Below are 26,221 nucleotides of genomic sequence, written 5' to 3'. Positions count from 1 at the left end.
GAGGAGCGGATGTATGAAAAAACATAAAATGTACACGATGCCGTTTGCAAGTGTTTATCCACATTATGTGAATAAGGTTGAAAGAAAAGGGCGGACAAAAGCCGAGTTGGATGAAGTGATTCAATGGTTAACTGGCTATCGCTCTGAAGAACTGGAAGCCCATTTAGAAAAGCAAACAGATATGGAATCGTTTTTTTCGGAGGCTCCAACTATGAACCCATCACGGTCTCTTATTAAAGGGGTCATTTGTGGTGTTCGGGTAGAGGACATTGAAGAATCGCTTATGAGAGAGATTCGTTACATGGATAAGTTAGTGGATGAACTGGCAAAAGGGAAGGCAATGGAAAAGGTATTGCGAAGTTAATGAACTGCCACAAAGCCGCTTTACTAGTCATCAAAATGAGCTTTATTTCGTTTCGCTTGGGATACTTAATCACTTTGAGGTGCGTACTTGTTTAGGAGATTACGTAGGTTTATAGTCGATTTGAAACAAAAAATTTTTAACGATGAAGGTGAGAATCCATGAGATTTCAGGATAAAATTGTATTAATAACCGGTGCTTCTGGAGGAATTGGGATAAAGGCAGCAGAGCTTTTTCAAGCGGAAGGAGCTAAACTCGCTTTAGTTGACTTAAATAAAACAGCTTTAGAAAAAGCATCGTCTGAAGCAAACTTAGATAAAGACAACACATTACTAGTAGCTGGAGATGTTTCAAAAGAGAATGATGTCCAAGCATTTGTAGACCATACCGTTGCTCACTATGGACAAATCGATATTTTTATTAACAATGCAGGAATTAATGGTGAGTTTGGTTTGTTGACTGAACAAACCCTCGCTAATTTTCAAAATGTCTTGAATGTCAATACAACAGGAGTCTTTCTTGGGCTGAAATACGTGATGAAAGTAATGAAAAAACAACAAAATGGTGTCATTGTCAATACCGCTTCCAACGGCGGGTTGCTTGGTGCACCTGGAATGGGTCCTTACGTAGCGTCCAAACATGCTGTTATTGCATTAACGAAAACAGCCGCTTTAGAAGGGGCTGCGGAGAATATTCGGGTTGTAGCGGTAGCGCCTTCTGGAGTTGATACAGCCATGATTCGTTCAATTGAAAAAAATACAAACCCAGATAATGTAGAGGAAGCACGTAAACAATTTGAAGCAAGTGTTCCGCTGAATCGTTATGCAACAGCAGAAGAGATTGCTAAGCTAATGCTGTTTTTATCTTCTGAAGAGGCATCCTTCATTACGGGTAGCTATTATCGGATTGATGGTGGACAAGGCGCAACGTCTGTTTAAATCGCATTGTTGAATGTGTAAATGTGAACGAACCTTGTATTCTGTTCGATAGGTTTTGAATTTCGTCTATTTCCTGCTATGCTAGATCTATAAAAAAAGCAATGGATAGGTCGTATGAAAAAGGAGGCGATGTAAAAGTGGCTAGGAAGGTTATCTATGTCTTCATTGCGCTTTTACTTGTCGGTGTAGCAGGAATTGTCATGGTAAATTACATTCCTGAAGAGACGACGATAGAAGAAGAGATCACTCGTTATGAAAGTGAAAACGGTGAAATCACTTCTATTCAAATCATACAAGAGTCAAGTGAGCGTTCGAATTCAACGAGAAGAGAAGTGACGATAGACGACCGTGATGCAATTATGGAACTCTTTCAACAAGGTAGCGTGACCGAACTCGTTCCGAATGATCGTGCACCAACGGTAACGTATCATATAGAAGTTGAGACAACAGAGCAGTCCATTTATACAGCACCAACGATTTTGGTGAGCGATGCCAGCTTTGCGTGGGGAGAGAATCGTTTTCACGTAAATGGTGCAAATGCGTTGTATGAAGCGATTGAAACAAGTGACTTTAGTTGGTCGACTGACGAAGAATAGCTCGATAGAGAGGCCTTTTCGAAGGTCTTTTTTTTATATGTGCCTGTCATTTTAGTGGAAGATTATCTACCCACATCTCTTAAGAAAGAGGCAAATTTTGTTAAGCTAAACTAAACAAAGGCAGATGGAGGGAGAGCGGGACATGAAAGGACTAGCAGTTGGGTTAGGTGTAGGTAGTGCCCTTGCGACTCAAGGGGTCTATGCAGAAGAATTTCCTTTACATACAATGGAGCCTCAGGAGGCAGAAGGTCAACATTATGTACCCTCAACAGTGGAAAACGTTCGCTGGGGTGAACTGCCAAACCGAAAAAGTGCACCGGTACTAAAGATGGAATCAGGAGAAACGATTACATTTGATACAGTTTCAGCTGAAGGGTTGCTTGATGATCAAGGCAGAGATCCTATCTCTTACTTCGGTCAATATGGAGTAAAGCCAAAAGACATTCTTTCTGAAGCGATTGCCATTGCAGAATCAGATATTGTCAATAAATTCGGCGAACATGGTCCCCATATTGTGACAGGACCAGTTGAAATTAAAGGTGCAGAACCAGGTGATGTGTTAAAAGTAGAAACGCTGTCTCTCACGCCACGGGTTCCATACGGCGTTATTTCAAACCGACATGGCCGTGGTGCATTGCCAGGAGAGTTTCCGGAAAATGATGGACCAGATGAAGAAGCAAGTCTTGAAAATCCAGAATTATTTAATAATGTATCGGTGTTCACCCCCATTACGATGCGAAATGGGCAGTGGTATGGTGAAATCCCTGATGAAGATGTGTTTTTTCCGCTTCAACCTTTTATGGGAATGATGGGCGTTGCAACAGATACGATTGATAGAGTAGATAGTGTCCCTCCAACCCGAACCGGTGGGAATATGGATATAAATGATTTAGGTGTAGGGTCAACCCTCTATTTACCGATTGAGGTAGAAGGTGGCATGTTTTATACTGGAGATCCTCATTTTTCACAAGGTGATGGTGAAGTCGCGTTGAGCGCTCTTGAAGGGTCACTTCGAGTTACCTTTCGGCTGTCGGTATTAAAGAAAGGAGATCCCGGAATTCCTGGGAACGCTCATACATTCAACCACCCAATTGGCGAGACAGAGGACTATTGGTTGCCGATTGGTCTTGATGAAGATTTAAATGAAGCGATGAAAGAGGCGACACGTCAATCGATTGACTTCTTGGAACATCATTACGGTATGAATCGAGCAAAAGCCCTTGCTTACTTAAGTGCAGCGACAGATTTTGAAGTTTCCCAAGTAGTGGATCGAACGAAGGGGATTAATGGGAAGATTCGAAAAGCTGATTTTGAAAAAAGGCTGCCGAATGAATTGGCAGCAACAACAGAAGGTGGACATCTACCACAAACATCCACCAACTATGTTGCCTGGATAATTGGTGGCTTAAGTATTGTCGGAGCAGCTTTTGCACTTGGTAGAAGAAAGAAACGATCTGTATAAGAAAAAGAGGCTCAGCACCATCGCTGTGTCTCTTTTTCTTTTTATGTAAATGAAACATTTTGTGCCAGTAACCGTAGAACATAAAAAGGAAACAAGGAGGAGACAGCATGAAACAGGACTGGTTTACTTATGCGATTACCATAGCAACGATGACATTTGTTGGCTTCACTTCTTTTAATAACAATGCCGCCGCCCTCATATTCGGCATTGGAAGTGGGAGTATTTTTGGCTGGGTCATTGCCTCTATTCCGAAAATAAAACAATGATTCTTTACTGTTATCCTATTTGTTTATAAAGTTGAAAAAAGGAGCCCTTTTTATGTTTCGTTCCTATCGTCAGTGGAAACGCCGAAAGAAAGTAAATAAAGTAAAGGAAGGCGACGGTCATGGCTTAAAACCATTCCGTTTTTGGCAGCCATTAACTCGCTCTTTATTTTATTTAAAACTTAGGAATCATGAAAGTGAAGACCATGTGTATGCAGTGAATGTTCATTTTTTTAGCGAAGATAACACGGCAGAGTTATACCTTAATGGTAAGCATATTGCCACCTCAAGTCTTCCGGCGGCTTTCCCTGTACCTGGTGGTGTCATTGAGGTCGGAACCACAGATTATGGATTAAGTCGAATGCATTATGTAGAGGATGGTGGTCAACGAGAATACGTACTACAGCCGGATAAGCGCTCAGGTGAAGGACTACGCATGAGATTTGACCAACGCTTCCCTATCTTAAGCAAAAGCATAGGACGGTCTGCTGTCATGGTATTACTCGTCTCTCTTCTACTTGGACTACCACAATTAGTAGAGCTCGTTACAAGCATTCCTTGGATACACGAACAAATCGGCACCTTTCAATCTCCTATAACACTACCTGATTGGGCAAATACAACTTTAATTGTTGCTGCTGTCCTAGCTGGGATTGAGCGCGCACTACTGTTAAAAAATCATTGGCTTATTGATATGGAAACGGGCTATTGGGATAACTAATGCAAGTCTAAAGAGCTCATAATAGAATAATGGAAACTATTTTTATTATTCAGTTAGTCGTAGTACTGTTCGTAAGCGCCATTGTACAGCTTGTCTTGAAGAAAAAAGTAAAGCGGTTTACGTCTCCTATTATTCAAGCATCGATTATGTTAACGGTTTTGCCAATTATATGGGCAAGAGGTATTGAATGGCAGGCTGTTCAAGTTAGCTTTTTCAATCAATCATTTCTCTACTCTATATCAGCATTTATGCTTGGTATGTGGGGCTTATTCTTGTTACTAATGGTAAGGAAAATAAGAAAGAAACGGAAACCACACTCTCGTAAAACAAAGGAGAGTGTGGTTTTATGGTTACTTGAGCGTCCATCCATCTGGTAATGTATACGTCATTAAAACATCTGTTTCTTTTAAACGCTCAGAGACATAAGAAGAAGTGGTGGTTAACGTCGTGTCTGCATAAGCTGGGTGACACATAATCTCCAAAGATTGTACGCCTCTATGTTCGTCAAGGATACGATCTAACGCTTTATGAGTGACTCCTTGTTTGTAAAACCTTTCATCAAATGCCTCTGTATACATCTGAGTTTGGTGAGGCGTCTCTTCAAAATAATGCCGCCAAGGAAGTTGATAAACGGATGCTAGTTCCTCTATTACTGGGCGCAAATGAGCCCAATTATGCATGTGATGATGGCTGTCTAAATGACTAGGCGTTAACCCGAAGTCGAAAAACGTTTCAATTTGCTTTGTCCATTCTCGTAGCACATCGGCTGGATCAATCAGACGTTCGTTTCGTTGTTCCAGAAGAGATCTAAATTGGCCATCCTGATTTGTAAGGCTTGGAACGTTTTCTGCTAAGGGTGTACCAATTGTTAAAGCAAGATGAACTCCAACACGCAAGCTAGGGTGCTGCTGTGCAAGGGCAACAGCATGACGCGTACCAGGCATATTCACAAGCATGGTCGTAGATGACACGACCCCATGTAAATGGCAATCTAAAATACCGTAGTTAACGCCTCGTGATAATCCAAAATCATCTGCATTAAATACAACGTTAGACATATTCCCTAAACCTCCATTAACTATAGTGTCGTTCAATTTGAAAACTCGCTCGCTCCCCATGAAAATAGGTTTGCGAATGCTCCGCAATTGTACCGTCTTCTAAGAAAGCCAATGTTTCCAAATAAAAACATGGTGTCTGTTCTTCAGATTGGAGATTTGTAGCAATAAAAGGGTCCATAGTTGTTAACTGAAGATGTTCCTCAGTTCGCGCAATACGAACACTGTAGTGATCTCTTAGTGTGGAATACAAGGAAACGGAGCATTGCTCCTCAGTAATACCTGGAGCAATAGACCACGGTACATAAGCAATCTCATATTGCAAAGGCTTCTCGTCGACATAACGAACGCGAATGATTTTTTGAATAGCAGCATTGGCATCCGTCTGTAGTAAATCGGCCAACTCTTCATCAGCCGGAATCACTTGTAATGACAATACTTTAATGAAAGGTTTTTTTCCTTGTGAAGTGACTTGTTCTGTAAAAGAGGTAATCGTTTGGGATAAATTGGTGCGTATTTTCGGTTCTGCCACAAAGGTACCTTGTCCTTGTCTTCGAACCACATAACCCTCTTGACTAAGTTGTTGTAGAGCAGTTCGAACGGTAGTACGACTCACACCATATGTTTCACAAAACTCAGCTTCTGTGGGAAGTTGTGATTGAGGTGCATATTCATTGGCTTCTATCTTTTGAATAATGTTTTCTTTGATTTGCTGGTGCATTGCAGACATTGGCATGACCCCTCCAGATTCTATACCTTTATTGTATCATAAATGATGGGAAGTTTTCATACAAAGGTAATGACAAAAAAGAGAATTACTTTTAAAGTTGTTATTACAAATAATGCTGTACATTTCTTATTTGTTATGATAAATTGTAGTTTTATTAAGAAAGCGATTTCAAATAACGGTTATACCTACAAATAGAGTAGTAACAGGAGAGGGGCTTTATGATGTTGAAGCTTGTCATCATAGGTGGAGGATCTAGCTATACGCCAGAAATTATAGAGGGCATGATTGACCGTCATGATCAATTCCCAGTGACGGAAATAGCGCTAGTGGATATTGAAAAAGGAAAACAAAAGTTAGACGTTATCTCACGTTTAGCAAAGCGAATGGTGAAAAAATCAGGAAAAGACATTATGATTACAGCCAGTCTTGACCGACGAAACGCATTAAAGAATGCTGACTTCGTGACAAGTCAAATTCGAGTGGGGGGATTGAAAGCAAGAGAAAAAGACGAACGAATTCCACTTTCTTACGGCGCTTTAGGGCAGGAAACAAATGGTGCAGGAGGAATCTTTAAAGCCTTGCGAACGATACCGATTTTATTAGAGGTATCTAAGGATATGGCTGAGCTTTGTCCAAATGCATGGCTTATCAACTTCACGAATCCTGCTGGAATGGTAACAGAAGCATTGTTGAAATATGGTTCTCATAAACGCGTCATCGGCGTGTGTAACATTCCATTTAATATGCGAACAGGTGTGGCAGAAATTCTAGGCTGCCAAACGGAAGATGTTGAAATTGAATTTATTGGCTTAAATCATTTTGTATTTGGTCGTCGCGTGCTTGTAAAAGGAGTGGACTATACATCGATTGTGATTGAGCGATTAAAAGATCCGTCAAATCAATATTCTCCAGCAAATATCGTATCAGAAGGATGGTCGTCTACATTTTTATCTTCTTTTATGATGCTGCCGAATCCTTACCATAGCTATTACTTTAAAGGGGCAGAGATGCTAGAGAAAAGTTTAAAAGAGTATTGGGAGAATGGAACACGGGCTGAAGTGGTCCAGCAAGTAGAAGAAGAGCTCTTTAAAAAATATGACGATAAAGAGTTAACAGAAAAGCCTACCGAACTTGAGAAAAGAGGAGGGGCTTTCTATAGCGATGCGGCTTGTAACGTTATGACAAGTATCTATACAAATAAAGGCGATATTCAAACCGTTAACGTTCAAAATAATGGAACCATATCAGACTTACCGAACGATGCTGTGATTGAAACCAATGCTGTCATGGGGGGAGAGGGACCACGACCAATTTCAATAGGAACGCTTCCGCTCTCAATTCGAGGCATCATTCAATTGATGAAGAATATGGAGGAATTGGTCATTGAAGCAGCTGTAAAGGGCGATCGTGAGCGCCTGTATCAAGCGTTAGTCATCAATCCACTTGTTCGAGAAGAAACGCTTGCAAAAGATTTAATGGAAGAGTTATTGGACGCACATAAAGAAGATTTGCCGCAATTTTATCAGCAAGTATAAAAAGGGGGAATTTCTATGATGCAATGGTTAGAAAGAAATGTTGTGCCAGTGGCGGGGAAAATTGGCGCACAAAGGCACTTAGTTGCCATTCGAGATGGCTTTGTCAGTGTTATTCCGTTAATTATTATTGGCTCGTTTGCTATCTTACTTAACAACTTCCCATTACCGACAATCGATCGATATCAAGCGTTTATGATGGGGATATTCGGTGAAAATTTCACCATGTTCGGCGGAAATATATGGGATGCCTCTTATGCAATCTTGGCTCTCCTTGTTACGATGGCCATTTCCTATCATCTAGCTCGTTCCTATCATGTTGATGGGTTAGCAGCAGCAATCTTATCCGTTTCCACATTCGTTATGCTATCGCCGTTTACTGAGGATTGGGGACTCTCACTAGCATGGACAGGATCACAAGGCCTTTTCGTTGCGTTGTTTAATGCCCTCATTGTAACTGAATTATTTCGAGTGCTTGTTAATTCAAGATTTACGATTAAAATGCCACAGGGAGTACCTGAGGGTGTAACGAAATCTTTTCGCTCATTAATTCCATTTCTTATAATTCTCATAGGGCTTAGCTTACTGCAAATGTTTATGACATTAGTCGTTCAACTAAGCGTTCACGAATTAATCTTTGAATGGATTCAAACGCCATTACTAAAATTATCAAATTCATTACCAGCAGCACTTATCGTTGTGTTTCTTAATCATTTCTTATGGTTCTTCGGGTTGCACGGGACGAATATTATGTCACCGATTATGGAAGGTGTATACTTATCAGCAAGTATTACAAATACTGAGCTTGTTCAAGCAGGAGCGAGTATTTTTGGAAATGAGCTAGCGATTGTAACGAAAGCATTCTTTGATGCTTACGTTTTTATGGGTGGTTCTGGAACAACATTGGCACTGATCGCCGCAATCTTTATTGTAGCAAAAACGTCCCATTACCGAACGGTTGGGAAATTAGGTGCACCGGGAGCAGCGTTTAATATTAATGAACCTATTATGTTCGGTATGCCCATTGTGTTGAATCCGTCACTGTTAATTCCATTTGTTTTATCACCAATACTATTGACCATCATTTCTTATTTTGCGATTTCCTTTGGATTTGTCGCGAAAACGGCAGTTGCCATTCCTTGGACAACACCGCCTATTATAAGCGGATTCCTTGTTTCAGGGCATTGGTCAGGGGTGGTTTTACAGCTCTTTAACTTAACACTTGCCACACTTATCTATATACCATTTATTCGCTTATCTGAACGTGCACAAGAACGAATTGAAAACGAAAACGGTTAAGAAGGAGTACCATCATGACAAGAACACTTGAAGAAATTTCATTCACCCTCATTTTGCATTCGGGAAACGCTCGCTCTTTTGCCATGGAAGCCATCCAAGCGGCAAAGGCTGGAGAATTTGAGCAAGCGGCAGGTAAATTAAAAGAAGCCGAGGATGCATTTGTGACGGCTCACCATGGACAAACGGAACTGCTCCAACAAGAAGCGCAAGGAAACGGGGTCACCCCTTCCATTTTATTAATTCATGCACAAGATCACTTAATGACCTCGATGACAGTAAAAGAAATGGCTGTTGAATTGGTTGAACTCTATCAACGCTTACCAAAGGGAGTGTAAAAAGATGAATATTTTACTCGTATGTTCAGCTGGAATGTCTACTAGTATGCTCGTTTCAAAAATGAGAGAAGCAGCTGAAGTGAAAGGCGTAACGTGTGAAATTGATGCCGTATCCGCTTCACAGTTAAACGACCATTTAGAAAAAGTGGATGTCCTCTTAATCGGTCCACAAGTACGTTACATGCAAGCACAAATTACGAAACAAGCTGAACCGTACAACGTCAAAGTCGATCTGATTAATCAAATGGACTATGGGATGATGAAAGGTGAAAACGTACTGAATCAGGCAATACAGCTCGCTGAAGGGAAATAAGGTGTACAAAAAGTATAGGCAAGTTGCCTATACTTTTTTTGTGTATAATGGAGGAGTAGGGAAGCAAGCAGGAATGTTTACAAGTATGCTCAGCGATTTTGAAGGCTAGGAAACGAATAAAGTGGAGGGAAAGAAATTGGATTATACAGTGATGCATGAAGCCCCAAATCCGAAAGCTTATAATGAGTTACGACTGGAAGCGGGATTAAGTGGGAAATCGGTAGAGGCAGCTGAAATTGGCCTTCGTCATTCTTTATATGCAGTGACGTTGTACGATGGAGATAGGCTAATCGGTATGGGCAGGATTATTGGAGATGGTGGCGCATTTTTTCAAATAGTTGATATTGCAGTAAAGCCTACGTATCAAGGAAAAGGGTTAGGCAGCGTTATTATGAAGCACCTTACTGACTACCTTGATCAACACACATTGCCTGGTTCCTATGTTAGCCTTATTGCAGATGGGGAAGCAGAGCATTTATATAAGAAGTTTGCGTTTGAATATACAGCCCCCCGATCCCAAGGAATGTACCGTTCGTATTAAAGAGGTTCGCCTATTTGTTCACTGGATGGTAGAAAGATAGCCAAAAGTGTGGTTTTACGTATGGAAAGAGGGGTAATCAATACACATAGGTATCAATCATGTTTAAGGAGGATATCTATCATGAATCGCTTTGAGCGAGAACTGTTTCGCCGGGAATTACTATTTCTTAAAGCAATGAGGAGAAAAGTAACCGGTAATGAAGCTCGCTTTACGGAGATGCTGGATGACCAAATTATGCATCTTGAAGCGATCCTTCATGAAGAAACAGAGAATGTCTTATCTGATTAGTGTTAAAGGATAGGTGAACGCCTATCCTACATATCAATGCGAGAGGATCTTCCTTAACGTGATTGATCGCTAATCAATGGCTTGCTCTGATTCAGAGAAGAAGGCCCATGTATCCTTGCATGGGCCTTCTTTCTTGTCTATATTTAACACTAAAACCGCATAAAGCCGCCTTCAATAAATTCATAGAAAAAGAGAACGATCATAAAAGCCATTAGGACAATGGACCCGATAATCATCTGGCGTATAAGGTATTTCCAGGTTTTCATTAATGGGGCACCAAGACAGCCTAACACGACCAGTATGGCAAAGAGTATCGCAACCTCTAACATCATACATCACCTCTAGATGACAGTTCTTTCCTGAGCTCGAACGACTTATACTAGTCTATGCATCTCTTATTGCTTGTTTCATAAAAAAGACAATGAAGACAACGTATGTAATATGCTATCAGGCTGTATAGTAAAAGAATAAGGTCATTTTCGTGTTTTGAAACATGGCGCTGTGGTATATAAAAATAGAGATGAGAGGCGTCATCTAGCTTCTGAGCCTGTTTTTTTCAAGTTTAACCATAAAGAGTAGCCAGAAAAATCCCTGTTTTCGTAAAAATAATAAAAAAATTGAAATTTTGTGGTTTTGAAACAATTTGCTGTGGTATATAAATACATAAATCAAGACAGTGCCGATTTGAAGTGTGTTTTATACTCGATATAGGTTGTCATGCTGCTTTATATATAAACCTATATGGACAATGTGAAATGTATTTTCAATATATAAAAAATTAATAATATTTTTTATATATTTTTAGGAGGATAAAAAATGACTGTACTTCTTGAGATGGAAAATATAAGTAAAACATTTAAACGTAAACATGTTCTTAAGAATGTTACCTTAGATGTTCCTGCTGGGTCAATTGTTGGATTTGTAGGCGATAACGGAGCAGGGAAGTCGACTACTTTCAAAACAATTTTAGGTTTAATCAAAAAAGATGAAGGAACGGTTCGATTATTTGGAGAGGAAGTACATGGTCAGCAACCATCTATGAGAGAGCAAGTTGGCGTTGTCTTTGATGCCATTAACTTGCCTGCTGAACTGACGATTAAACAATTAAATAAAGTGTTTGTGAAAATGTATAGTAGCTGGGATCAAGAAGGATTTGACAGGTTGTTAGAAACGTTTCATTTGCCGACTGATAAAAAAGTAAAAGAGTTTTCAAGAGGAATGTCGATGAAGCTATCCGTGGCTGTAGCACTATCTCATAACGCAAAATTGCTTCTATTGGATGAAGCGACAGGAGGGCTTGATCCGTCTTCACGTAAAGAATTGCTAGAGGAACTAACTCGGTTTGTTGAGGAGAATAAAGGTGGCATTCTGTTATCCTCTCATATTATGAGTGACATTGAGAAGATTGCTGATCACCTTGTTTTTATAAAAGATGGCGAAATCATTTTAACGGAAAAGAGAGAAGTCATTCAAAATCAATACGCAATCGTAGAAATGAATGAAAATGACTTATCGACAGTAGAACCAGAGCATATTGTAACATCGTATAAAGAAAAGGATGCGTTTGTGGTATTGATCTCTGATAAAAGAGTTGTACCGGATAACGTACCTGTTAATGAATTAACACTAGAAGATTTAAGTGTTTTCCTAGCGAGAGGTGAAAAGAAATGAATGCATTATTACTAACAAGTTATTACTTAGTCTACCGTAGTTTATTTATGTATGTTGGCATATCCATTTTTGTAGCTGCGTTGGTGTTAGGGTTTGGTCAAGAATCCATGCATCCTTTCGTTGTGTTGCTTACGCTATTATTAGTTTCCATCCCTGCAATGGAAGTAATTAAGCATGAATCAAAGTCTGGCTACGATAAATTTGTGCTAACCATGCCAGTTAATCGAGCACATATCGTGTTTGGGCATTATCTTTTTTACTTAGCAGTACTCGCAATTGGAATTGTCATTACAACGGTAACGTTTTTCGTGTATTTTATTGTAGTGGAAGAGTCTTACATGCAACTCCTCGTGCAATTAGCGCCTTCTATTATGCTTGTATTGTTAATTGGAGCACTTATTTTTCCTCTGCTTTATTTATTAGGACCAGAAAAGTCAGATGGTGTCTTAATTGTGGCGGCAGGTGCAGCCATTTTGGTTAGCTTCCTGATGGAACGAGTGGTTTCCAATCTTGTATTTGAACGACTCGCTTTCAATGAGGCAGAGACGTCATCAATGGTTGTTTATTCATTGACCTTTGTGCTGATTGGGCTCATCCTTTATATCCTTTCTTTCCTCATTGCTTTAAGTGTTTATAAGCGAAAAGAATTTTAATTCACGATTACGTTTAAACGGGAGGCCTATTTTGAAAAAAGATACATTCATACGGGATATTTTTGAATATGGTTTGACGTTACTAGGTGTTAATATTCTATTTATTCTTACGGAAACACTGAACCTCAATCGGTCATTTAATACGGATGGCCAAGGAAATTGGAGCATCTTTGGTTTTTCCTTACAAGATTTTTTTACGGAAAATTTTGCTTTCTACGAAACTTGGGTATTTAACATGATTCTGGTATTCATGGTTGTAGCATGTCTATTTATGATTATTTTTAGAGCCATTAGACGGGGAATGTAATGTTTCGCTATGGAGAGGAAAGGGAGGATGAAAAAATTGGAAGGTAACTTTCTTTATCACCAGTATTTAAAAGTAGACTCAGAGCATTACGGGAAAATACAAAAAGGGGAAGGAGGTGAATTAACGGTTACGAACGAAAATAAGGGCATGTATTCTGTTCATTACGATGAGGCATCCGTTTGGACACACTATCAAATAGATGGCGTGCATTTACCGACCCAAGGATGGAAGATCCACATAACGGCCTCTAAGAATGATGCCCAAACCGTTCTTAATGACGTAGCGAGGGTTTGCATGGAACGCAAGCTAGTGTTTAAGCACTTAAAAGACCGAGAGAGCTTTATGAAAATGAATTCAAAAAATGCGAACCGTGCCTCATCAGGCAAATTTATAACGATTTATCCACTCAATGATGAACAATTTATACAATTATTAGATGTTTTTGCTGACGTAACAAAGAAGTATGAGAAAGGTCCATATATTTTAAATGATAAGCGTTGGAAGGATAGCAATGTTTTTTATCGATATGGAGGATTTAAAACAATATTAAATGAAGACGGGGAACATTGTATATACGACGATACCGGTCAATTAATCCCTGATCAACGCAACCCATTCTATCAAGTACCAACATTTATGAAAACGTATGATGCTTATTTAGATTCATTAAACATAAAAGATGATCTACTTTTAAACGAAGAGACGACTAAACTTAACGAATATACGATGGAGACATCTTTAAGCTACAGTAACGCTGGGGGAGTTTATTTAGCCACAAGAAAGAAAACAAATGAAAAAGTAATCATTAAAGAGGCTAGACCAGTAGCTGGCTTAGACGGAATAGGCAGAGATGCATTAGAGAGGCAGAAGATCGAACTAGATGCACTAACGACCTTAAAAGATGTATCTGGAGTTGTAAATGTTTTGGATCACTTCCAAGCGTGGGAACACTATTTTATTGTGGAAGAATACATTGAAGGCTCAGATTTAAGATCATGGTTAGTACAAAACTATCCTTTTGTAGGTAGTGTAGACTTGAACCTGTATGGTGAAGAGATCATGTCCATTATGACGAACCTTTATCACATTATGGAGGACATGCACCAAAAAGGCATAGCAATGGGTGATATTCAACCAGCAAATGTGATTCTGACTTCAAGTGGAGAAGTAAAGTTAATTGATTTTGAAACGGCGTCATCCGTCTATTCTACTGACAAACCTGGGATGGCGACTACTGGTTTTATCTCGAATGAAATTAACGTCGCAGGTGCAAGGGATTGGTTCGGCTATCTAAAATTACTACGGTATCTTTCTTTACCAATCCTAACGTCGGATACATTAGAAAAATACCTTGCCCCTATCCAGTTAGAGTGGATTAAGAACCAGTATCCAATTCACATTTATAAGCAGTTTATCGATCTATTTGAAAAAGCAGCTAATCAGATTCGTTCCTATCAAAGCGATATTCAATATCAATGGCAGTTAGATGTGGACGAGCAGACGGAAGACTTACAACAGATTGTGAACAAACTAGTAAAAGGATTAGGTCAACATGTAACCGATGATGAAAGGTTCATTAATGGTGATATCCGTCAGTACGAGTTAAAGGATGGGAAATTCAATATACTCAATGGGGGGAGTGGAGCGGCTTTAACCTTGTATCGTTCAAACCATTGTTTAGAAAAAGTAGATAAGTGGATCAACACTCATTTATTGGCTAAGCTTCCAACTGTTCAAAACATCGGTTTGTTTTCGGGACTGGCTGGAATCGGTACGTTGCTTTATGAAAGAGGATATACAGAATCGGTGCAGCAAGTAATCCAGAAAATAAATCAAACAGACGAAAGAAACGATCTAACTTTACGCTCTGGTCTCTCTGGTGTCGGTTTGTTTTATATAAGTCTGTATCTGGAAACGGATAAAACCGAATATTTGGATTATGCTGAATCTATTCAAGATAGAATTGACAGTGCAAGAAAAAAGCAGCCATCATTGAAGACTAACGATTGGTCTGCTGTACCGATAGGGTTAATCGATGGCGTATCTGGTATTGCTTTGTTTTACGCTGCGCTCTATTCTGTAACATCGAATGAGGACTACCTGCAACAAGCCATTCAATTCATAGCAGAAGACTTGGATAAAACGCAAAAAGACGAGGAATCGGATATGCTGCAAACATTGGATGAGAACAATCGATTATTACCGTATTTATCTGGAGGTTCAATCGGAATCGGTATAGCCATTTGGTATGTAAATCATGTTAGCGGCAAACAACTGTTTAAAGAAGAGTTCGACTCTATTTTGAATGTCTCAAAGATCAGATGCACCATTAGTGGTGGGCTCTTCGATGGTGCAGGCGGGTTTCTGCTAGTACCATCCTTAGTAGAAGATAGACAAGCACAATGGGACTGTACAAAAGATGTCATTCAACTGGCACATTTGTTTTTAATTGAAAAAGAAGATGCTTATCTCTATCCAGGTAATTTTTCCTATCGATTATCGGATGATTTGTTTTCCGGTAGTTCTGGGATCATTCTAGCCTTCCAATCGATTATGAAGAAAAATCCATTGTATTGGTTACCTCTCATAAATGTGGAAACCTTTTTATCAAGCACGAAAGGATCAGCACTGAAAAAAGTTCGTTAAGGTTGATCAACATGTGGACAAGCCGATTATTCTGTAAAGGAGGTGAGAACGATGAATCAAGTATTAGAATTACAGAAACTAGCACATGAAGTAGACGGTCAAGGACAATGGAGCGTCGAAAAATCACCAGCAACCGTGACGATCACGACAACAGCAGTAGGTTGGTCAACGGCGAGTAATGATTGTTAAGCATTGGCAAGGATAAGAGGAGGTACCAACATGAATCAAGTTTTAGAATTACAGAAACTAGCACATGATTCAGACGGTCAAGAACAATGGAGTGTCGAAAAATCACCAGCAACCATTACAACAACAAGAACCGTCATAGGCTGGTCAACGGCAAGTAATAGTTGTTAAGGCTCATTGGAAATTTGTAAAGGAGGTGAAAACACGATGAATCAAGTTTTAGACTTACAAAAACTAGCGCACGATTCAAATGGTCAAGGACAATGGAGCGTCGAAAAATCACCAGCAACCATTACAACCACGACAACGGCAGTAGGTTGGTCAACGGCAAGTAACGGTTGTTAAAAGTAGGTAGGAATCTTTTAAGGAGGTGACGAACATGAATCAAGTCTTGGACTTACAAAAATTAGCGCATGATTCAGACGGTCAAGGACAATGGAGTGTTGAAAAATCGCCAGCAACTGTGACAATCACGACAACGGCAGTAGGTTGGTCAACAGCAAGCAACGATTGTTAATAGTAGATCTTTTATCATAGGAGGTACGTACATGAATCAAGTACTAGAATTACAAAAGCTGGCAACTCATTCAAACGACCACGGGCAATGGAGCGTTGAAAAATCACCAGCAACAGTGACCATAACAACAACCGCAGTAGGCTGGTCAACAGCAAGCAACGATTGTTAATTATGATGCAAGTTGTTAGTCTGTTTGGCTAACAACTTGCATACATTATAGTCGGTTTGCAATAAAAACTCAAATAAGGGTGGTAGAAATGGACAAGTTATTAGAAGTTGTAAAGAGTCCTGAAGTGTTTGCAGAAGGGTCGCAGGATATTTGGCTTGATCCGGATCGTGCTGATTTTGTCTTACAGTCACATCTGGATGAAACAATGGACGGTGCAAGTAAAGATGCACATTTTATTCAGCAGTCCATTGATCTTATAAGTGAGATAGCGCCACTAACAAACTACCAATCTATACTTGATCTTGGTTGTGGACCGGGACTGTATTCAGAAAAGCTAGCTGAGAAAGGATATAGCGTTACAGGCATTGACTTTGCTGAGAACTCCATTGAGTATGCGAGAAAAGAAGCGGAGAAAAAGAACCTATCCATTGACTATCACTGTGGAGATTTCCTAACCATTAACTATGAAGAAGAATTTGACTTAACCCTATTAATCTATCAAATCTTTGGTATTTTGAACCCTGATGAACGGAAAAAAGTACTGTCGAATATGTATAGAGCTCTTAAACCTGGAGGATTCGTGTTGCTAGATGTATTGTCAGACAAAAGTTTCGCAGATTTCGAAGAATCAAGAGAGTGGAGTCTCTCAAGTAAAAATAGTATGTTATCAAGAAAAAAGCATTTAGGGTTGATCTCCACTGAAAAGTATCCTAATAATGTCTCACTTCAAAAAACCGTCTTAGTGTTTGAAGATGGGGAAATCGTTAACTATCATTATTGGAATCAATACTTTAGTGTGGAAGACTTAAGACAAGAGATTGAAGAAGCTGGATTCACACTTGAACAAGTGTATGCAGACGTGAACGGTGAAACGTATAAAGAAGATGGTGAATTTATAGCGGCTGTTTTACGGAAATAAACAAGCATTTCGTTGATAAAGATTTCTATATCGTTTAAAAGGGACAAAAAGTTTGTGTCTATTTCTTTTTTCAATGAACGACTGAAACTCTAACTATGAAAAGAGACTTTCACTATGGAAACGTTATCGTATAAACAATTTGTTGGGATTTTTACTACCTATAGGCCGTCTCGGATGCTCCTAACAATTGCCTTTACACTTTCCTTGGTTCAAACAGGGCTGTCGCTAGTCATTCCATTAATAGCTATGGATCTTGTGAACTTGCTCATCGAGGAATCGTTTAATGGGCTCCTACTTGTTGGGTTAGTGCTTTTGTTCGTTACTCAAGTTGTCTTATCTGGTCTATCCTTATACTTAATGATTTATATCGGTGAAAAAGTGATCGTACGTCTTCGGGATGACTTGTGGAATCGAGTTGTACGATTGCCCCTGACGTTCTATGACAAAAACAATTCCGGCGAAATTATGAGCCGCATTACCAACGACACCAATGTGATGAAAAATTTTTTTATTGATCATTTAGTCCCCTTCGTTACAGGGCTCATTTCAATAATCGGTTCATTCATCATCCTCTTTGTTTTAAACTGGTCTATGGCGCTGCTTTTCTTAATTATTTTTCCATTAGCGTTCTTTGTGATAAAGCCTCTTGGAAAACGAATGTACAGCGTTTCAAGAGACCTACAGCAGGAGACGGCTTCTTTTCAAGGCGACCTAAGTAGAGTGCTAGGAGACGTTCGACTAGTGAAATTTTCTGTTGCTGAAAAGCAAGAGGCAGCAGAAGGGACTAAGCGCGCTACTAAACTCTATCACTATGGATTATCTACCGGAAAAATACTAGCAATTGTGGCTCCGTTAATGACAGCAATCATTCTACTTGTGCTCGTAATGATTATCGGATATGGAGGGTATCAAGTAGCCACAGGAAGCCTTTCAGCAGGTGCACTGGTCGCTGTCGTTTTTTACATCTTTCAAATTATTAATCCTCTTTCCATGATGGCACAGTTTTTTACGCAAGCGCAAAAAGCGATGGGTGCGACTGAGCGGGTTTACTTATTATTGCAGGAAGAATATGAGGGGTCACGTGACCCAGTGAAAGAGCCTGTGAGAAAAAAACAGCATACGTTCAGAGGCATTCGTTTTTCAAACGTCGGTTTTTCGTACGATCCAGAAAGAAGCATTCTAAAAAACATTAGCTTTACGGCAGAGAAAAATCATGTAACCGCTATAGTAGGACCTAGTGGAACTGGTAAAACAACCATGTTTTCGCTAGTGGAACGATTCTACGCTGTAGAGGAAGGTGATATTCTCTTCAATAATGACTCGATCTACTCCTATACATTAGAAGAGTGGAGAAGGAAAATTGCCTATGTAAGTCAAGAGTCGCCGATTATGAGCGGAAGCATAAGAAAGAATGTAACCTATGGATTAAAGGAAGCAAAAAGCGATCAGACCATTTATGAAGCCTTAGGCAAAGCGAATTTAATGAGTGACATCATGGGGCTACCAAAAGGACTGGACACAGAGGTAGGAGAACGAGGGGTTCGGTTATCTGGTGGTCAAAGACAAAGAATGGCCATTGCAAGAGCCATCTTAAGAGACGCGGACATCCTTTTGCTCGATGAAGCAACAGCACACTTAGATGGGCAATCGGAAGCGCTTGTTCAAGACGCATTGAACGAGTTAATGAGAGAACGAACAACGTTAATCATCGCCCACAGAATCGCAACTGTTCAAAACGCAAACAACATTGTAGTAGTTGAAAATGGAGAAGTGACAGATCAAGGGATTCATGAGGATTTATACAAGAGAAATACATTATATCATCAGCTAGTGAATAGACAGATGTTATCGAACAACTATGGGGCGTAACGAAAGGGTAGTACAAGTAGCGATGAAAAGGAAACCGTACAAAGAACGAAAGACGAATGGCCGCCAACGGGATCATTCGTCTTTTTCATGCACCGTCTATTACTTGCATCCTTAAAAGAGTGTGCATGTTCTAATGGTGTGCATGATCGTTTGAAAATGGTTGTGAAGAGCCGTTTAGTAAATACTCCGCTTCTTCAGGTGTGATCTTGCCGATAGCAAAACGTTTTGTCGGCATCGCATATAAGTCATCAACTTGTGTGAAGGCTTTGGCAAAATAGAGCCCTTCCTGTGTAAAATCAATTTCCACTGCATAGATCCCATTTCCTTCAGAAGTAGCCGTTACATATTCATGTTGTTCATGATTATTGGACCAGACTTCAAATCGAACAAGATCCGCATCTGTGATCTCCTCCTCTCCTTGAGAGACAGACGCATAAATCGTTTGTTTCCCTCCTTCCGAGACGGAATCAGGTAATTCGACTCTTACTTGAAGCGGTTGAAACTCTGTGTACGCTTCAGGGTTATGGCTAGTAAAAGAACAGGCAGACAGGAAAACAGTCATGCTCATGATGGTAAAGAATAATCGCATGTTATCAACCTCCTATGCGTGGAAAAACGCTTTGAGACGCTTGTTTTTTTGAATAAGGAAAACGTCCAATAAGAACACAACGAGAAGAGAAAGGGCAACAAGTGGAAACACAACAGCAAATAAGAGTAGAATGACGAGCAAAGCCCGGTTATGACGAATGGAATGTGCTTTTGGAGCACCCATATGTTGTTGAGGCTTCCGGCGTCTCCATAAGAAAAACCCTGATACAATGATGCCAACTAAGCCAATACAAATGAGTAAGCCGAACAATTGATTAAGAAGTCCGAATTCAAGCCCTTTATGAATCGTAATCCCCGTTGCCATCCATTTTCCAACTAGACCATAGTCATCATACCGATAATCGGCGAGAACAGCACCTGTATATTGATCCACATACATGGTCGCCTCGTCTCTTGCTTGGTCAGGAAAGGCAGAAAGCGTGAAGGAGCCTGTTTCACTCCTTGGAAAATAAACGGTGTAGCTCGGATGTAATTCCCGGTGCAACCCTGTTGTGACTACATCATCAATTGAAACCTGTTCATAGCCTTGGGCGTTCCCAGAAAGCGGTACAGGTAATTTCTGTGCAGCCCAGGCTGATTCTGCTACATCCTCTGTTAAGGATTGCGGAGCATCACCTACCCAAATAGACGGGGGATACCCCTGCCCTGTACTTGTGGCTAAATGCTGCACACCATTTCCCCAAAAACCAGTCCACAACATCCCTGTTAAAACGAAAATCAAGAGGCCGATGGATAGCCACGCAGCAGGCACTGCGTGTAAATCGCGAACAAGAACACGCTTGCCCTTTCGCACCCGCGGGAGCCAGACCCCATAGAGAGTAGGTTTGGAGCGTCTTGGCCACCACAAATAAAGGCCACTAGCGATCAAAATAATGGTCCATGAAGCTGTGAGTTCAACAACTCGATCCCCAAACGTTCCGAGCATCAGCTCGCTATGTAATTCAATTAACCGTTCCATCACCCGATTTTGATCCAGGAGCACCCCTAATGATTCCCCAGTGTATGGATTCATGAAGACGGTGCCCGATGCCCCATCTTCAAATGAAGCGCCAATAGCAACAGATCGAGTGGCTTCTTCACTAGGGGAATAAGAGGTAACCGTTTCAATTTCCTCGTGAGCAGTGAGCGCATTTGCGATCAACTCACTAGGCGGATACGTCACACCATCTTGGTTAGGACGCACATCGTAATACTCGCTGTAGATGGAAGCTTCAATCGAACCTTTAAACAAAAAGATGCCTCCTGTAATCGCTAGAAGAAGTAAAATGGGTGCAATGATAAGACCAGCGTAAAAATGCCATCGCCAAACCGTACCATAACGTTTTAACGATCGAGGTGGATCTGTTTTCAATGGTCATTCCTCATTTCGATTATAATAATATAATGTTTGTTGAACTAACTATACAACAAGGATAACGAAATAATGTGAACTAATTGTGTGTTTAGGTTGGGAAAATAAAAAAAGCACCTAAACGGTTTAGAAACAAGGCATTTCCATAACGTTGGTCGCTTTTAATCCTTTATAAAGTCCTGCTGGCGCCGCTTGATCGTATCAAACGAACCACCCCGACTTATCCTTCTAAATCCCCATTTTATATTTTTCTCCATCTCATGATTGATTTTTTCTCGAAGCTTTCTCTTTTTCTAGTAGAGGGGGGAACATCATATGGAAAATCTACCTGATTGGGCAATTTTGTTAGGGAACTTTGGTTTTCCCACGCTCGTGGCTGTTTATTTACTCATTCGTTTTGAAAAACGGATTGAACATTTAACAGATGCGATTCGTGAACTAGAGAGGAGCACACATCAACAGAATGGAGGAAAACGATAATGGAACTAAAACAAGATTTTATCCCACAATCAAATTCAAATCGTCCGCAGACTGCTTTACGTCCAACGCATATTACGGTTCATGAGACCGCCAATACGTCTAATGGGGCAAATGCCGAAATGCATGCACGTTACGTAAAGGGGGCAGATGCTCAGGCAAGACAAGTCTCATGGCATGTGACGGTGGACGATACTCAAGCGATTCAGCACTTGCCTTTTAACGAAGTCGGTTGGCACGCTGGTGCAAACGGAAATCGCCAATCAATTGGGATTGAAATTTGTGTAAACCGAGATGGCAACTTTCCGCAGGCACGAGCAAACGCCATTTCCTTAGTGCGACGATTAATGAATGAGTTATCAATTGGCATCAATTCAGTTGTTACCCACCAACATTGGACAGGCAAAAACTGTCCAGCAAATTTATTACCTTCTTGGAATGAATTTATTGCTGATGTTCGAGCAGGTACAAGCCCTGAACCGGCACCACCTATGGAGGGTCGTCTACTTCGTGTTATTGTCGACAGCTTATGGGTTTACAATCGACCGGATTGGAATGCACGCTATACGACGGTTTCAAGAAATGAAGTGTTCACCATTGCCGAGCAATTAACAGTAAATGGCTCACGCATGTATCGATTAAAAAGCGGGCTCTATATTACAGCTAATCCATCTTACGTTCAATTGATCTAAATAAAAGCCTGTCTCACTAGTGTGGGACAGGCTTTTGTAAAGTTTGTGTAAATGTATTTTGTAAGATGTGACGCAAACGGCTTTCGGTTACGGGAATTTGCTATACTCTTCTTACACCAAATACGTGAGGAAGCTCGAACGTAAAGGTGTTTAGCCAACAATACGTATACGATAGGGAGGGACACCCATTGGGAAGGCGACGCTTTTTAACAGAAATCAAACGGAACTAGCGCAAGAAACGGTTGCTTTTCTAAGCTGCCCTCTTTGTCATTCATAAAAGATTGAGGAGCTAAAGAGAAAAGTGAATCTGTTTCTGAGAGTGACTGAAACAACAACAATTCTTGGAGGTGAATCCCTTCTTTAGGGAAATCATTGGAAGTAAGCATATTTATTAATCTCTTGCTCATTGTACTATTTTTAGCATTAACCGCTTTCTTTGTAGCTTCTGAATTTGCGGTCGTCAAGATCCGAAGCTCACGAATTGATCAACTGATTGCGGAAGGAAATAAACAGGCGACTGTCGCCAAAACAATTACGCAGAACCTCGATTACTATTTATCGGCCTGTCAGCTTGGGATTACCGTAACAGCTTTAGGTTTAGGTGCACTTGGTAAGCCTGCTGTAAGTAGTTTAATGTATCCTTTGTTTGACTTCTTTAATGTGTCAGACTCCTTATCATCTGCTATTTCTTATGCGGTTGCGTTTCTACTTGTGACCTATTTACACGTTGTCATCGGGGAAATGGCGCCTAAAACATTGGCAATTCAATTCTCGGAAAAAATGACGTTGCTTTTATCAGGACCATTGTATTGGTTCGGTAAACTAATGTACCCATTTATTCTGACGTTAAATGGTGCCTCTCGTTTATTGTTAAGAGTGTTTGGCGTCACGCCGCTTGGTCATGATCAAGCGTACACAGAAGAAGAACTGAAAATTATTATGGCGCAAAGCTATGCAGGCGGCGCGATTGATAAAGAAGAACTTCAATATATGGAGAACGTCTTTTCATTTGACGAACATGTGGCAAAAGACATTATGGTGCCACGTACAGAAATGATTACCATCCATGAAGGCATGGCGATAGAGGAACTAGTGGCGTTAATGGATCGCTACAACTATACGCGATACCCAGTTATAGAAGATGGCGACAAAGACAATATTATTGGCGTCGTCAACGCGAAGAAAATGCTTCAAGCGATTGTTGCTGGAAAAGATGTATCCATTAAGTCCTATATGCGCGAGCTTCCATTTATTTTTGAAGCAACGAGCATTCAAGATGTGATGCACAAAATGCAAAAAGAAAAAGTGCATATGGCTGTCATTATTGATGAATTCGGTGGTACGGCAGGTCTTGTCACAATGGAAGAAGTCATTGAAGAATTGGTCGGGGAAATACGTGACGAATTCGATCGGGATGAAGAAAGCGATATTGAACAAGTCGGACCGAACGATTACTTGATTAACGGTCGTGTGCTGTTAAATGATTTAGAGGAGCAATTTGGATTGGTGTTTCATGATCGTGAACACGTGGATACCATCGGTGGCTGGCTCTTACAAAACAGTCACGTCATGGATGGACCGATTGAAGGCATTCAAATGGAAGTAGAAGGCCATGTTTGGTCGGTTGTCGAAGCAGACGAACACCATGTTAAGAAAGTAAAGTGGACGCAACCCCAACCAGTTAAGCTTACTCAAGCAACTTAAATGATACGGAGGTGAACCCTTCTCTACATGAGAAGGATGAATTGGACCCATTTATTAGTATAAATCTAACCCTTGTCGCACTCTTTATTCTTTTGACCGGACTGTTTGTCGGTGGAGAGTTTGCGATTTTAAAGGTTCGGATGTCAAGGCTTGATCAGCTCGTTTCAGAAGGGAACAAAAAAGCGGTTCTTGCTAAGAAAGTGGCACATGAGCTTGATTACTACCTATCTGCCTGTCAGCTTGGGATTACCATTACAGCACTTGTGCTAGGTGCATTAGGTGAACCAACTGTTCAAAATATCCTGCGACCTGTCTTTGACTACTACAGCGTCCCAGACACATTGGCAACTGCCATGTCTTACGCCATTGCCCTTGCTATCGTGACTTTTCTCCACGTGGTAATTGGAGAATTAGCGCCAAAAACACTTGCAATCCAGTTTCCAGAGAAGATGACGCTTCTATTAGCACCTCCCCTTTACTGGTTTGGGGTCATCATGGGACCCTTCATTCGCATTTTAAACGGATCAGCCCGCAAGTTACTAGGGTGGTTTGGCGTTAAACCAGCAGGGCATGAGACCGTCTACTCAGAAGAAGAGTTGAAGCTTATCGTCTCAGACAGTTACAATAGCGGACAAATTAACCAAACTGAGCTAGCTTACTTGGAAAACATCTTCTCATTTGATGGACGAACATTAAGCGAGATCATGATTCCGCAAGAGCAAGTCGTGACGTTACAGGAAAACATGGAGATCGATGACATTTTAACAACCATTGAGCAACAAGGATACACCCGTTATCCCGTTGTAAACCAAGAAGGAACAAGGATCGTTGGCTTTGTAAACACGAAAGAAATGCTCACAAGTATCGCAGCAGGTCGTGCCAACGGGATCGATTCGTACTTGCACCACATTCCACGTGTAAAAGAATCTTTGATCATACAAGATGTCTTCCTAAAGATGAAAGCCACACGCACCCATATGGTGATGGTGACAAATGATCAAGGTGACATAAGCGGTCTTGTGACGATGGAAGACATTCTAAGTGAAATTGTCGGTGACTTGGAAGAAGAAGATTACGATAACGTCGGTTTGGCAACGTAAACGAAAGCCTTTAGGGATTTTTAGTGTAAGACCGCAGAGCGTTATACACACTGGACATGCCTTTTTAAGTAATTTGGTCTGAGTTATACATTCTCAAAAGAAGATGAACAAAAGCTTCGTTCAGGTGAAAAAATAGCGATTAAAGCTAATAGCAGCAAAACAGGAAATCCATTCAATGTTGAATGTTACATCTGAGTTAAAGGAATTCAAAGGGAACAAGTTTTAGGGCTTGAAGCTGATTTTGTTTTATAGAGAATAGATGTTACGTTAACGGCCAGACAAAAGTCTGGTCGTTTCGTGCTTTTTGGCAGATTGTTCTTATCAAATGTAATACTTTGTTTAATGGGGGAACGGTTATAGTGGACATTTTGAAGAACATGAACCTAGCAAATCAAGCGCAATACTCAACAAGCATACATGAGCTTTATGATCGTATTGTGTAAAGCAAAGAAACAGCTTTTTTTTATCAAACTAAGCCTTTACGATGTGTCCTTAGAACTGCAACAGATCGAGATAACGAAGAAGATTTAAAACCATAAATAAGTAAAAACTCCTTTATTGAAGTTATAAAGGAGTTTTTACTTATTAAAGCTTTTGTTTATTTCTTTATATAGATTTGAAAGAAGTATTGTTTAATTTTTGTAAGTTACTAATTTTGCTGAGGTTAGCAACAGACTATTTTATACGAATACTTGTCTGCAGTTCATCAATATGGCATCTGGATGTTTCCGTTAAAAGATGTTAAAATAATGGTAAAAATAGCAAATCGGAAAATTAATGTTCGTATGGTAAGTCATTATAAGGTTCAATAGTTGCTTGTTTGGCATGATAATTGTCTTCAAAAGAACCTGCTTGCAATGCAAATATAATAGATAAAATTAAAATTACTTGTTTCATGTTATTGCCCCCGTTTTGTT

34 protein-coding genes are annotated in these 26,221 nt (G+C 40.2%); 28 read left to right on the top strand and 6 right to left on the bottom strand.

The window, feature by feature from the left end:
* Nucleotides 1–13: 13 nt before the first annotated feature.
* From BK583_RS18230 to BK583_RS18205, 7 genes are all read left to right on the top strand, one after another.
* Nucleotides 14–364 carry a DUF2200 domain-containing protein gene (locus BK583_RS18230; protein ID WP_055735505.1) on the top strand — a complete coding sequence of 117 codons (351 nt, stop codon included), beginning with the start codon at nt 14–16 and terminating at the stop codon, nt 362–364.
* Nucleotides 365–522: 158 nt separating this feature from the next.
* Nucleotides 523–1,299, top strand: a complete 777-nt coding sequence (locus tag BK583_RS18225; RefSeq protein WP_055735506.1) for an SDR family NAD(P)-dependent oxidoreductase — start codon at nt 523–525, stop codon at nt 1,297–1,299.
* A gap of 137 nt (nt 1,300–1,436) precedes the next feature.
* Entirely contained in the window at nt 1,437–1,895 is a 459-nt protein-coding gene (locus BK583_RS18220; protein ID WP_055735507.1) for a hypothetical protein, read from the top strand.
* A 142-nt stretch (nt 1,896–2,037) separates the two neighbouring features.
* Entirely contained in the window at nt 2,038–3,357 is a 1,320-nt protein-coding gene (locus BK583_RS18215) for an acetamidase/formamidase family protein (RefSeq protein ID WP_236702349.1), read from the top strand.
* A 107-nt stretch (nt 3,358–3,464) separates the two neighbouring features.
* Nucleotides 3,465–3,623: a hypothetical protein gene (locus tag BK583_RS20920; RefSeq protein WP_160319271.1), complete on the top strand. Its 159-nt coding sequence runs from the start codon at nt 3,465–3,467 to the stop codon at nt 3,621–3,623.
* Nucleotides 3,624–3,675: 52 nt separating this feature from the next.
* Complete coding sequence (locus tag BK583_RS18210) at nt 3,676–4,341, top strand: hypothetical protein (protein ID WP_055735508.1); 666 nt, start codon at nt 3,676–3,678, stop codon at nt 4,339–4,341.
* 29 nt (nt 4,342–4,370) lie between these two features.
* Nucleotides 4,371–4,718, top strand: a complete 348-nt coding sequence (locus BK583_RS18205; RefSeq protein WP_055735509.1) for a hypothetical protein — start codon at nt 4,371–4,373, stop codon at nt 4,716–4,718.
* Here the strand turns inward: BK583_RS18205 and chbG are convergent.
* Complete coding sequence (chbG, locus tag BK583_RS18200) at nt 4,692–5,399, bottom strand: chitin disaccharide deacetylase (protein ID WP_055735510.1); 708 nt, start codon at nt 5,397–5,399, stop codon at nt 4,692–4,694. The two genes, BK583_RS18205 and chbG, sit on opposite strands and share 27 nt — an antisense overlap.
* Nucleotides 5,400–5,415: 16 nt before the next feature.
* Nucleotides 5,416–6,126, bottom strand: coding sequence for a GntR family transcriptional regulator (locus BK583_RS18195; RefSeq protein ID WP_236702350.1), 711 nt, complete (start codon nt 6,124–6,126; stop codon nt 5,416–5,418).
* 218 nt (nt 6,127–6,344) lie between these two features.
* Between BK583_RS18195 and BK583_RS18190 the strand changes: the two genes are divergently transcribed.
* From BK583_RS18190 to BK583_RS20915, 6 genes are all read left to right on the top strand, one after another.
* On the top strand, nt 6,345–7,661 hold the full coding sequence (locus BK583_RS18190) for a 6-phospho-beta-glucosidase (RefSeq protein ID WP_055735512.1): 1,317 nt from the start codon (nt 6,345–6,347) through the stop codon (nt 7,659–7,661).
* 15 nt (nt 7,662–7,676) lie between these two features.
* Entirely contained in the window at nt 7,677–8,957 is a 1,281-nt protein-coding gene (locus tag BK583_RS18185; protein WP_055735513.1) for a PTS sugar transporter subunit IIC, read from the top strand.
* Between the two features lie 14 nt (nt 8,958–8,971).
* Complete coding sequence (locus tag BK583_RS18180) at nt 8,972–9,292, top strand: PTS sugar transporter subunit IIA (RefSeq protein ID WP_038476686.1); 321 nt, start codon at nt 8,972–8,974, stop codon at nt 9,290–9,292.
* Nucleotides 9,293–9,296: 4 nt separating this feature from the next.
* A complete protein-coding gene (locus BK583_RS18175; RefSeq protein WP_038476689.1) occupies nt 9,297–9,605 on the top strand; it encodes a PTS sugar transporter subunit IIB in 309 nt (102 codons plus the stop codon).
* 136 nt (nt 9,606–9,741) lie between these two features.
* The gene (locus BK583_RS18170) at nt 9,742–10,146 is read left to right on the top strand and encodes a GNAT family N-acetyltransferase (RefSeq protein WP_201785149.1); all 405 of its coding nucleotides are present in this window, start codon (nt 9,742–9,744) and stop codon (nt 10,144–10,146) included.
* Nucleotides 10,147–10,266: 120 nt separating this feature from the next.
* Nucleotides 10,267–10,434: a hypothetical protein gene (locus BK583_RS20915; protein ID WP_160319272.1), complete on the top strand. Its 168-nt coding sequence runs from the start codon at nt 10,267–10,269 to the stop codon at nt 10,432–10,434.
* A 149-nt stretch (nt 10,435–10,583) separates the two neighbouring features.
* Here the strand turns inward: BK583_RS20915 and BK583_RS18165 are convergent, their stop codons facing one another.
* Entirely contained in the window at nt 10,584–10,766 is a 183-nt protein-coding gene (locus BK583_RS18165) for a hypothetical protein (RefSeq protein WP_038476692.1), read from the bottom strand.
* A gap of 484 nt (nt 10,767–11,250) precedes the next feature.
* On the opposite strand from BK583_RS18165, the gene BK583_RS18160 reads away from it, so the two are divergent.
* The 11 genes from BK583_RS18160 (at nt 11,251) to BK583_RS18135 (ending at nt 19,371) form a co-directional block, all read left to right on the top strand.
* On the top strand, nt 11,251–12,105 hold the full coding sequence (locus tag BK583_RS18160) for an ABC transporter ATP-binding protein (RefSeq protein WP_038476695.1): 855 nt from the start codon (nt 11,251–11,253) through the stop codon (nt 12,103–12,105).
* Complete coding sequence (locus BK583_RS18155; RefSeq protein WP_055735723.1) at nt 12,102–12,758, top strand: ABC-2 transporter permease; 657 nt, start codon at nt 12,102–12,104, stop codon at nt 12,756–12,758. Before BK583_RS18160 ends, BK583_RS18155 begins: the two co-directional genes overlap by 4 nt.
* Nucleotides 12,733–13,065 carry a YfzA family protein gene (locus BK583_RS21465; RefSeq protein ID WP_496196931.1) on the top strand — a complete coding sequence of 111 codons (333 nt, stop codon included), beginning with the start codon at nt 12,733–12,735 and terminating at the stop codon, nt 13,063–13,065. The genes BK583_RS18155 and BK583_RS21465 overlap by 26 nt, the downstream gene beginning before the upstream one ends.
* Nucleotides 13,066–13,092: 27 nt before the next feature.
* Nucleotides 13,093–15,711, top strand: a complete 2,619-nt coding sequence (lanKC, locus tag BK583_RS18145; protein ID WP_160319277.1) for a class III lanthionine synthetase LanKC — start codon at nt 13,093–13,095, stop codon at nt 15,709–15,711.
* 51 nt (nt 15,712–15,762) lie between these two features.
* Complete coding sequence (locus tag BK583_RS20910) at nt 15,763–15,900, top strand: class III lanthipeptide (protein ID WP_166740231.1); 138 nt, start codon at nt 15,763–15,765, stop codon at nt 15,898–15,900.
* Between the two features lie 30 nt (nt 15,901–15,930).
* Entirely contained in the window at nt 15,931–16,068 is a 138-nt protein-coding gene (locus BK583_RS20905) for a class III lanthipeptide (RefSeq protein WP_166740232.1), read from the top strand.
* A 36-nt stretch (nt 16,069–16,104) separates the two neighbouring features.
* Nucleotides 16,105–16,242 (top strand): class III lanthipeptide, encoded by a 138-nt coding sequence (locus BK583_RS20900; RefSeq protein WP_166740233.1) that lies wholly within the window; start codon nt 16,105–16,107, stop codon nt 16,240–16,242.
* 34 nt (nt 16,243–16,276) lie between these two features.
* Nucleotides 16,277–16,414 (top strand): class III lanthipeptide, encoded by a 138-nt coding sequence (locus BK583_RS20895; RefSeq protein WP_169789532.1) that lies wholly within the window; start codon nt 16,277–16,279, stop codon nt 16,412–16,414.
* Nucleotides 16,415–16,445: 31 nt separating this feature from the next.
* Nucleotides 16,446–16,583, top strand: a complete 138-nt coding sequence (locus BK583_RS20890; RefSeq protein WP_164468423.1) for a class III lanthipeptide — start codon at nt 16,446–16,448, stop codon at nt 16,581–16,583.
* 88 nt (nt 16,584–16,671) lie between these two features.
* Complete coding sequence (locus BK583_RS18140) at nt 16,672–17,502, top strand: class I SAM-dependent methyltransferase (protein ID WP_055735725.1); 831 nt, start codon at nt 16,672–16,674, stop codon at nt 17,500–17,502.
* Between the two features lie 114 nt (nt 17,503–17,616).
* A complete protein-coding gene (locus BK583_RS18135) occupies nt 17,617–19,371 on the top strand; it encodes an ABC transporter ATP-binding protein (protein ID WP_055735726.1) in 1,755 nt (584 codons plus the stop codon).
* A 130-nt stretch (nt 19,372–19,501) separates the two neighbouring features.
* Here BK583_RS18135 and BK583_RS18130 read toward each other — a convergent pair whose 3' ends face one another.
* Together BK583_RS18130 and BK583_RS18125 are read right to left on the bottom strand one after the other, a co-directional pair.
* A complete protein-coding gene (locus BK583_RS18130; protein ID WP_055735727.1) occupies nt 19,502–19,960 on the bottom strand; it encodes a FixH family protein in 459 nt (152 codons plus the stop codon).
* 12 nt (nt 19,961–19,972) lie between these two features.
* Nucleotides 19,973–21,331: a PepSY-associated TM helix domain-containing protein gene (locus BK583_RS18125; protein WP_055735728.1), complete on the bottom strand. Its 1,359-nt coding sequence runs from the start codon at nt 21,329–21,331 to the stop codon at nt 19,973–19,975.
* Nucleotides 21,332–21,646: 315 nt separating this feature from the next.
* Between BK583_RS18125 and BK583_RS18120 the strand changes: the two genes are divergently transcribed.
* The 4 genes from BK583_RS18120 to BK583_RS18100 all read left to right on the top strand — a co-directional run bounded on the left by BK583_RS18120 (nt 21,647) and on the right by BK583_RS18100 (nt 25,304).
* The gene (locus BK583_RS18120) at nt 21,647–21,811 is read left to right on the top strand and encodes a YvrJ family protein (RefSeq protein WP_078440252.1); all 165 of its coding nucleotides are present in this window, start codon (nt 21,647–21,649) and stop codon (nt 21,809–21,811) included.
* The gene (locus BK583_RS18115; RefSeq protein WP_055735729.1) at nt 21,811–22,500 is read left to right on the top strand and encodes an N-acetylmuramoyl-L-alanine amidase; all 690 of its coding nucleotides are present in this window, start codon (nt 21,811–21,813) and stop codon (nt 22,498–22,500) included. The genes BK583_RS18120 and BK583_RS18115 overlap by 1 nt, the downstream gene beginning before the upstream one ends.
* A 372-nt stretch (nt 22,501–22,872) precedes the next feature.
* The gene (locus tag BK583_RS18105) at nt 22,873–24,204 is read left to right on the top strand and encodes a hemolysin family protein (protein ID WP_055735731.1); all 1,332 of its coding nucleotides are present in this window, start codon (nt 22,873–22,875) and stop codon (nt 24,202–24,204) included.
* Nucleotides 24,205–24,245: 41 nt separating this feature from the next.
* Nucleotides 24,246–25,304: a hemolysin family protein gene (locus BK583_RS18100; RefSeq protein WP_055735732.1), complete on the top strand. Its 1,059-nt coding sequence runs from the start codon at nt 24,246–24,248 to the stop codon at nt 25,302–25,304.
* 774 nt (nt 25,305–26,078) lie between these two features.
* Here the strand turns inward: BK583_RS18100 and BK583_RS21335 are convergent.
* Nucleotides 26,079–26,201 carry a hypothetical protein gene (locus BK583_RS21335; protein ID WP_269083162.1) on the bottom strand — a complete coding sequence of 41 codons (123 nt, stop codon included), beginning with the start codon at nt 26,199–26,201 and terminating at the stop codon, nt 26,079–26,081.
* Nucleotides 26,202–26,221: the final 20 nt, after the last annotated feature.

This window comes from Shouchella oshimensis (assembly GCF_002019765.1).
In the GTDB taxonomy this organism is placed as follows: Bacteria; Bacillota; Bacilli; order Bacillales; family Bacillaceae_D; genus Shouchella; species Shouchella oshimensis.
The sequence above is the reverse complement of the archived record's forward strand: the minus strand, read 5'-3'. Positions and strand labels throughout refer to the sequence as shown.

Bases quoted from the DNA above. Each gene is read 5' to 3' on its own strand.
- BK583_RS18230 (WP_055735505.1), top strand. From the start codon at position 14: ATGAAAAAACATAAAATGTACACGATGCCGTTTGCAAGTGTTTATCCA.
- BK583_RS18225 (WP_055735506.1), top strand. From the start codon at position 523: ATGAGATTTCAGGATAAAATTGTATTAATAACCGGTGCTTCTGGAGGA.
- BK583_RS18215 (WP_236702349.1), top strand. From the start codon at position 2,038: ATGAAAGGACTAGCAGTTGGGTTAGGTGTAGGTAGTGCCCTTGCGACT.
- BK583_RS20920 (WP_160319271.1), top strand. From the start codon at position 3,465: ATGAAACAGGACTGGTTTACTTATGCGATTACCATAGCAACGATGACA.
- BK583_RS18210 (WP_055735508.1), top strand. From the start codon at position 3,676: ATGTTTCGTTCCTATCGTCAGTGGAAACGCCGAAAGAAAGTAAATAAA.
- BK583_RS18205 (WP_055735509.1), top strand. From the start codon at position 4,371: ATGGAAACTATTTTTATTATTCAGTTAGTCGTAGTACTGTTCGTAAGC.
- chbG (WP_055735510.1), bottom strand. From the start codon at position 5,399: ATGTCTAACGTTGTATTTAATGCAGATGATTTTGGATTATCACGAGGC.
- BK583_RS18195 (WP_236702350.1), bottom strand. From the start codon at position 6,126: ATGTCTGCAATGCACCAGCAAATCAAAGAAAACATTATTCAAAAGATA.
- BK583_RS18190 (WP_055735512.1), top strand. From the start codon at position 6,345: ATGATGTTGAAGCTTGTCATCATAGGTGGAGGATCTAGCTATACGCCA.
- BK583_RS18185 (WP_055735513.1), top strand. From the start codon at position 7,677: ATGATGCAATGGTTAGAAAGAAATGTTGTGCCAGTGGCGGGGAAAATT.
- BK583_RS18180 (WP_038476686.1), top strand. From the start codon at position 8,972: ATGACAAGAACACTTGAAGAAATTTCATTCACCCTCATTTTGCATTCG.
- BK583_RS18175 (WP_038476689.1), top strand. From the start codon at position 9,297: ATGAATATTTTACTCGTATGTTCAGCTGGAATGTCTACTAGTATGCTC.
- BK583_RS20915 (WP_160319272.1), top strand. From the start codon at position 10,267: ATGAATCGCTTTGAGCGAGAACTGTTTCGCCGGGAATTACTATTTCTT.
- BK583_RS18165 (WP_038476692.1), bottom strand. From the start codon at position 10,766: ATGATGTTAGAGGTTGCGATACTCTTTGCCATACTGGTCGTGTTAGGC.
- BK583_RS18160 (WP_038476695.1), top strand. From the start codon at position 11,251: ATGACTGTACTTCTTGAGATGGAAAATATAAGTAAAACATTTAAACGT.
- BK583_RS18155 (WP_055735723.1), top strand. From the start codon at position 12,102: ATGAATGCATTATTACTAACAAGTTATTACTTAGTCTACCGTAGTTTA.
- lanKC (WP_160319277.1), top strand. From the start codon at position 13,093: ATGAAAAAATTGGAAGGTAACTTTCTTTATCACCAGTATTTAAAAGTA.
- BK583_RS20910 (WP_166740231.1), top strand. From the start codon at position 15,763: ATGAATCAAGTATTAGAATTACAGAAACTAGCACATGAAGTAGACGGT.
- BK583_RS20905 (WP_166740232.1), top strand. From the start codon at position 15,931: ATGAATCAAGTTTTAGAATTACAGAAACTAGCACATGATTCAGACGGT.
- BK583_RS20900 (WP_166740233.1), top strand. From the start codon at position 16,105: ATGAATCAAGTTTTAGACTTACAAAAACTAGCGCACGATTCAAATGGT.
- BK583_RS20895 (WP_169789532.1), top strand. From the start codon at position 16,277: ATGAATCAAGTCTTGGACTTACAAAAATTAGCGCATGATTCAGACGGT.
- BK583_RS20890 (WP_164468423.1), top strand. From the start codon at position 16,446: ATGAATCAAGTACTAGAATTACAAAAGCTGGCAACTCATTCAAACGAC.
- BK583_RS18140 (WP_055735725.1), top strand. From the start codon at position 16,672: ATGGACAAGTTATTAGAAGTTGTAAAGAGTCCTGAAGTGTTTGCAGAA.
- BK583_RS18135 (WP_055735726.1), top strand. From the start codon at position 17,617: ATGGAAACGTTATCGTATAAACAATTTGTTGGGATTTTTACTACCTAT.
- BK583_RS18130 (WP_055735727.1), bottom strand. From the start codon at position 19,960: ATGCGATTATTCTTTACCATCATGAGCATGACTGTTTTCCTGTCTGCC.
- BK583_RS18120 (WP_078440252.1), top strand. From the start codon at position 21,647: ATGGAAAATCTACCTGATTGGGCAATTTTGTTAGGGAACTTTGGTTTT.
- BK583_RS18115 (WP_055735729.1), top strand. From the start codon at position 21,811: ATGGAACTAAAACAAGATTTTATCCCACAATCAAATTCAAATCGTCCG.
- BK583_RS21335 (WP_269083162.1), bottom strand. From the start codon at position 26,201: ATGAAACAAGTAATTTTAATTTTATCTATTATATTTGCATTGCAAGCA.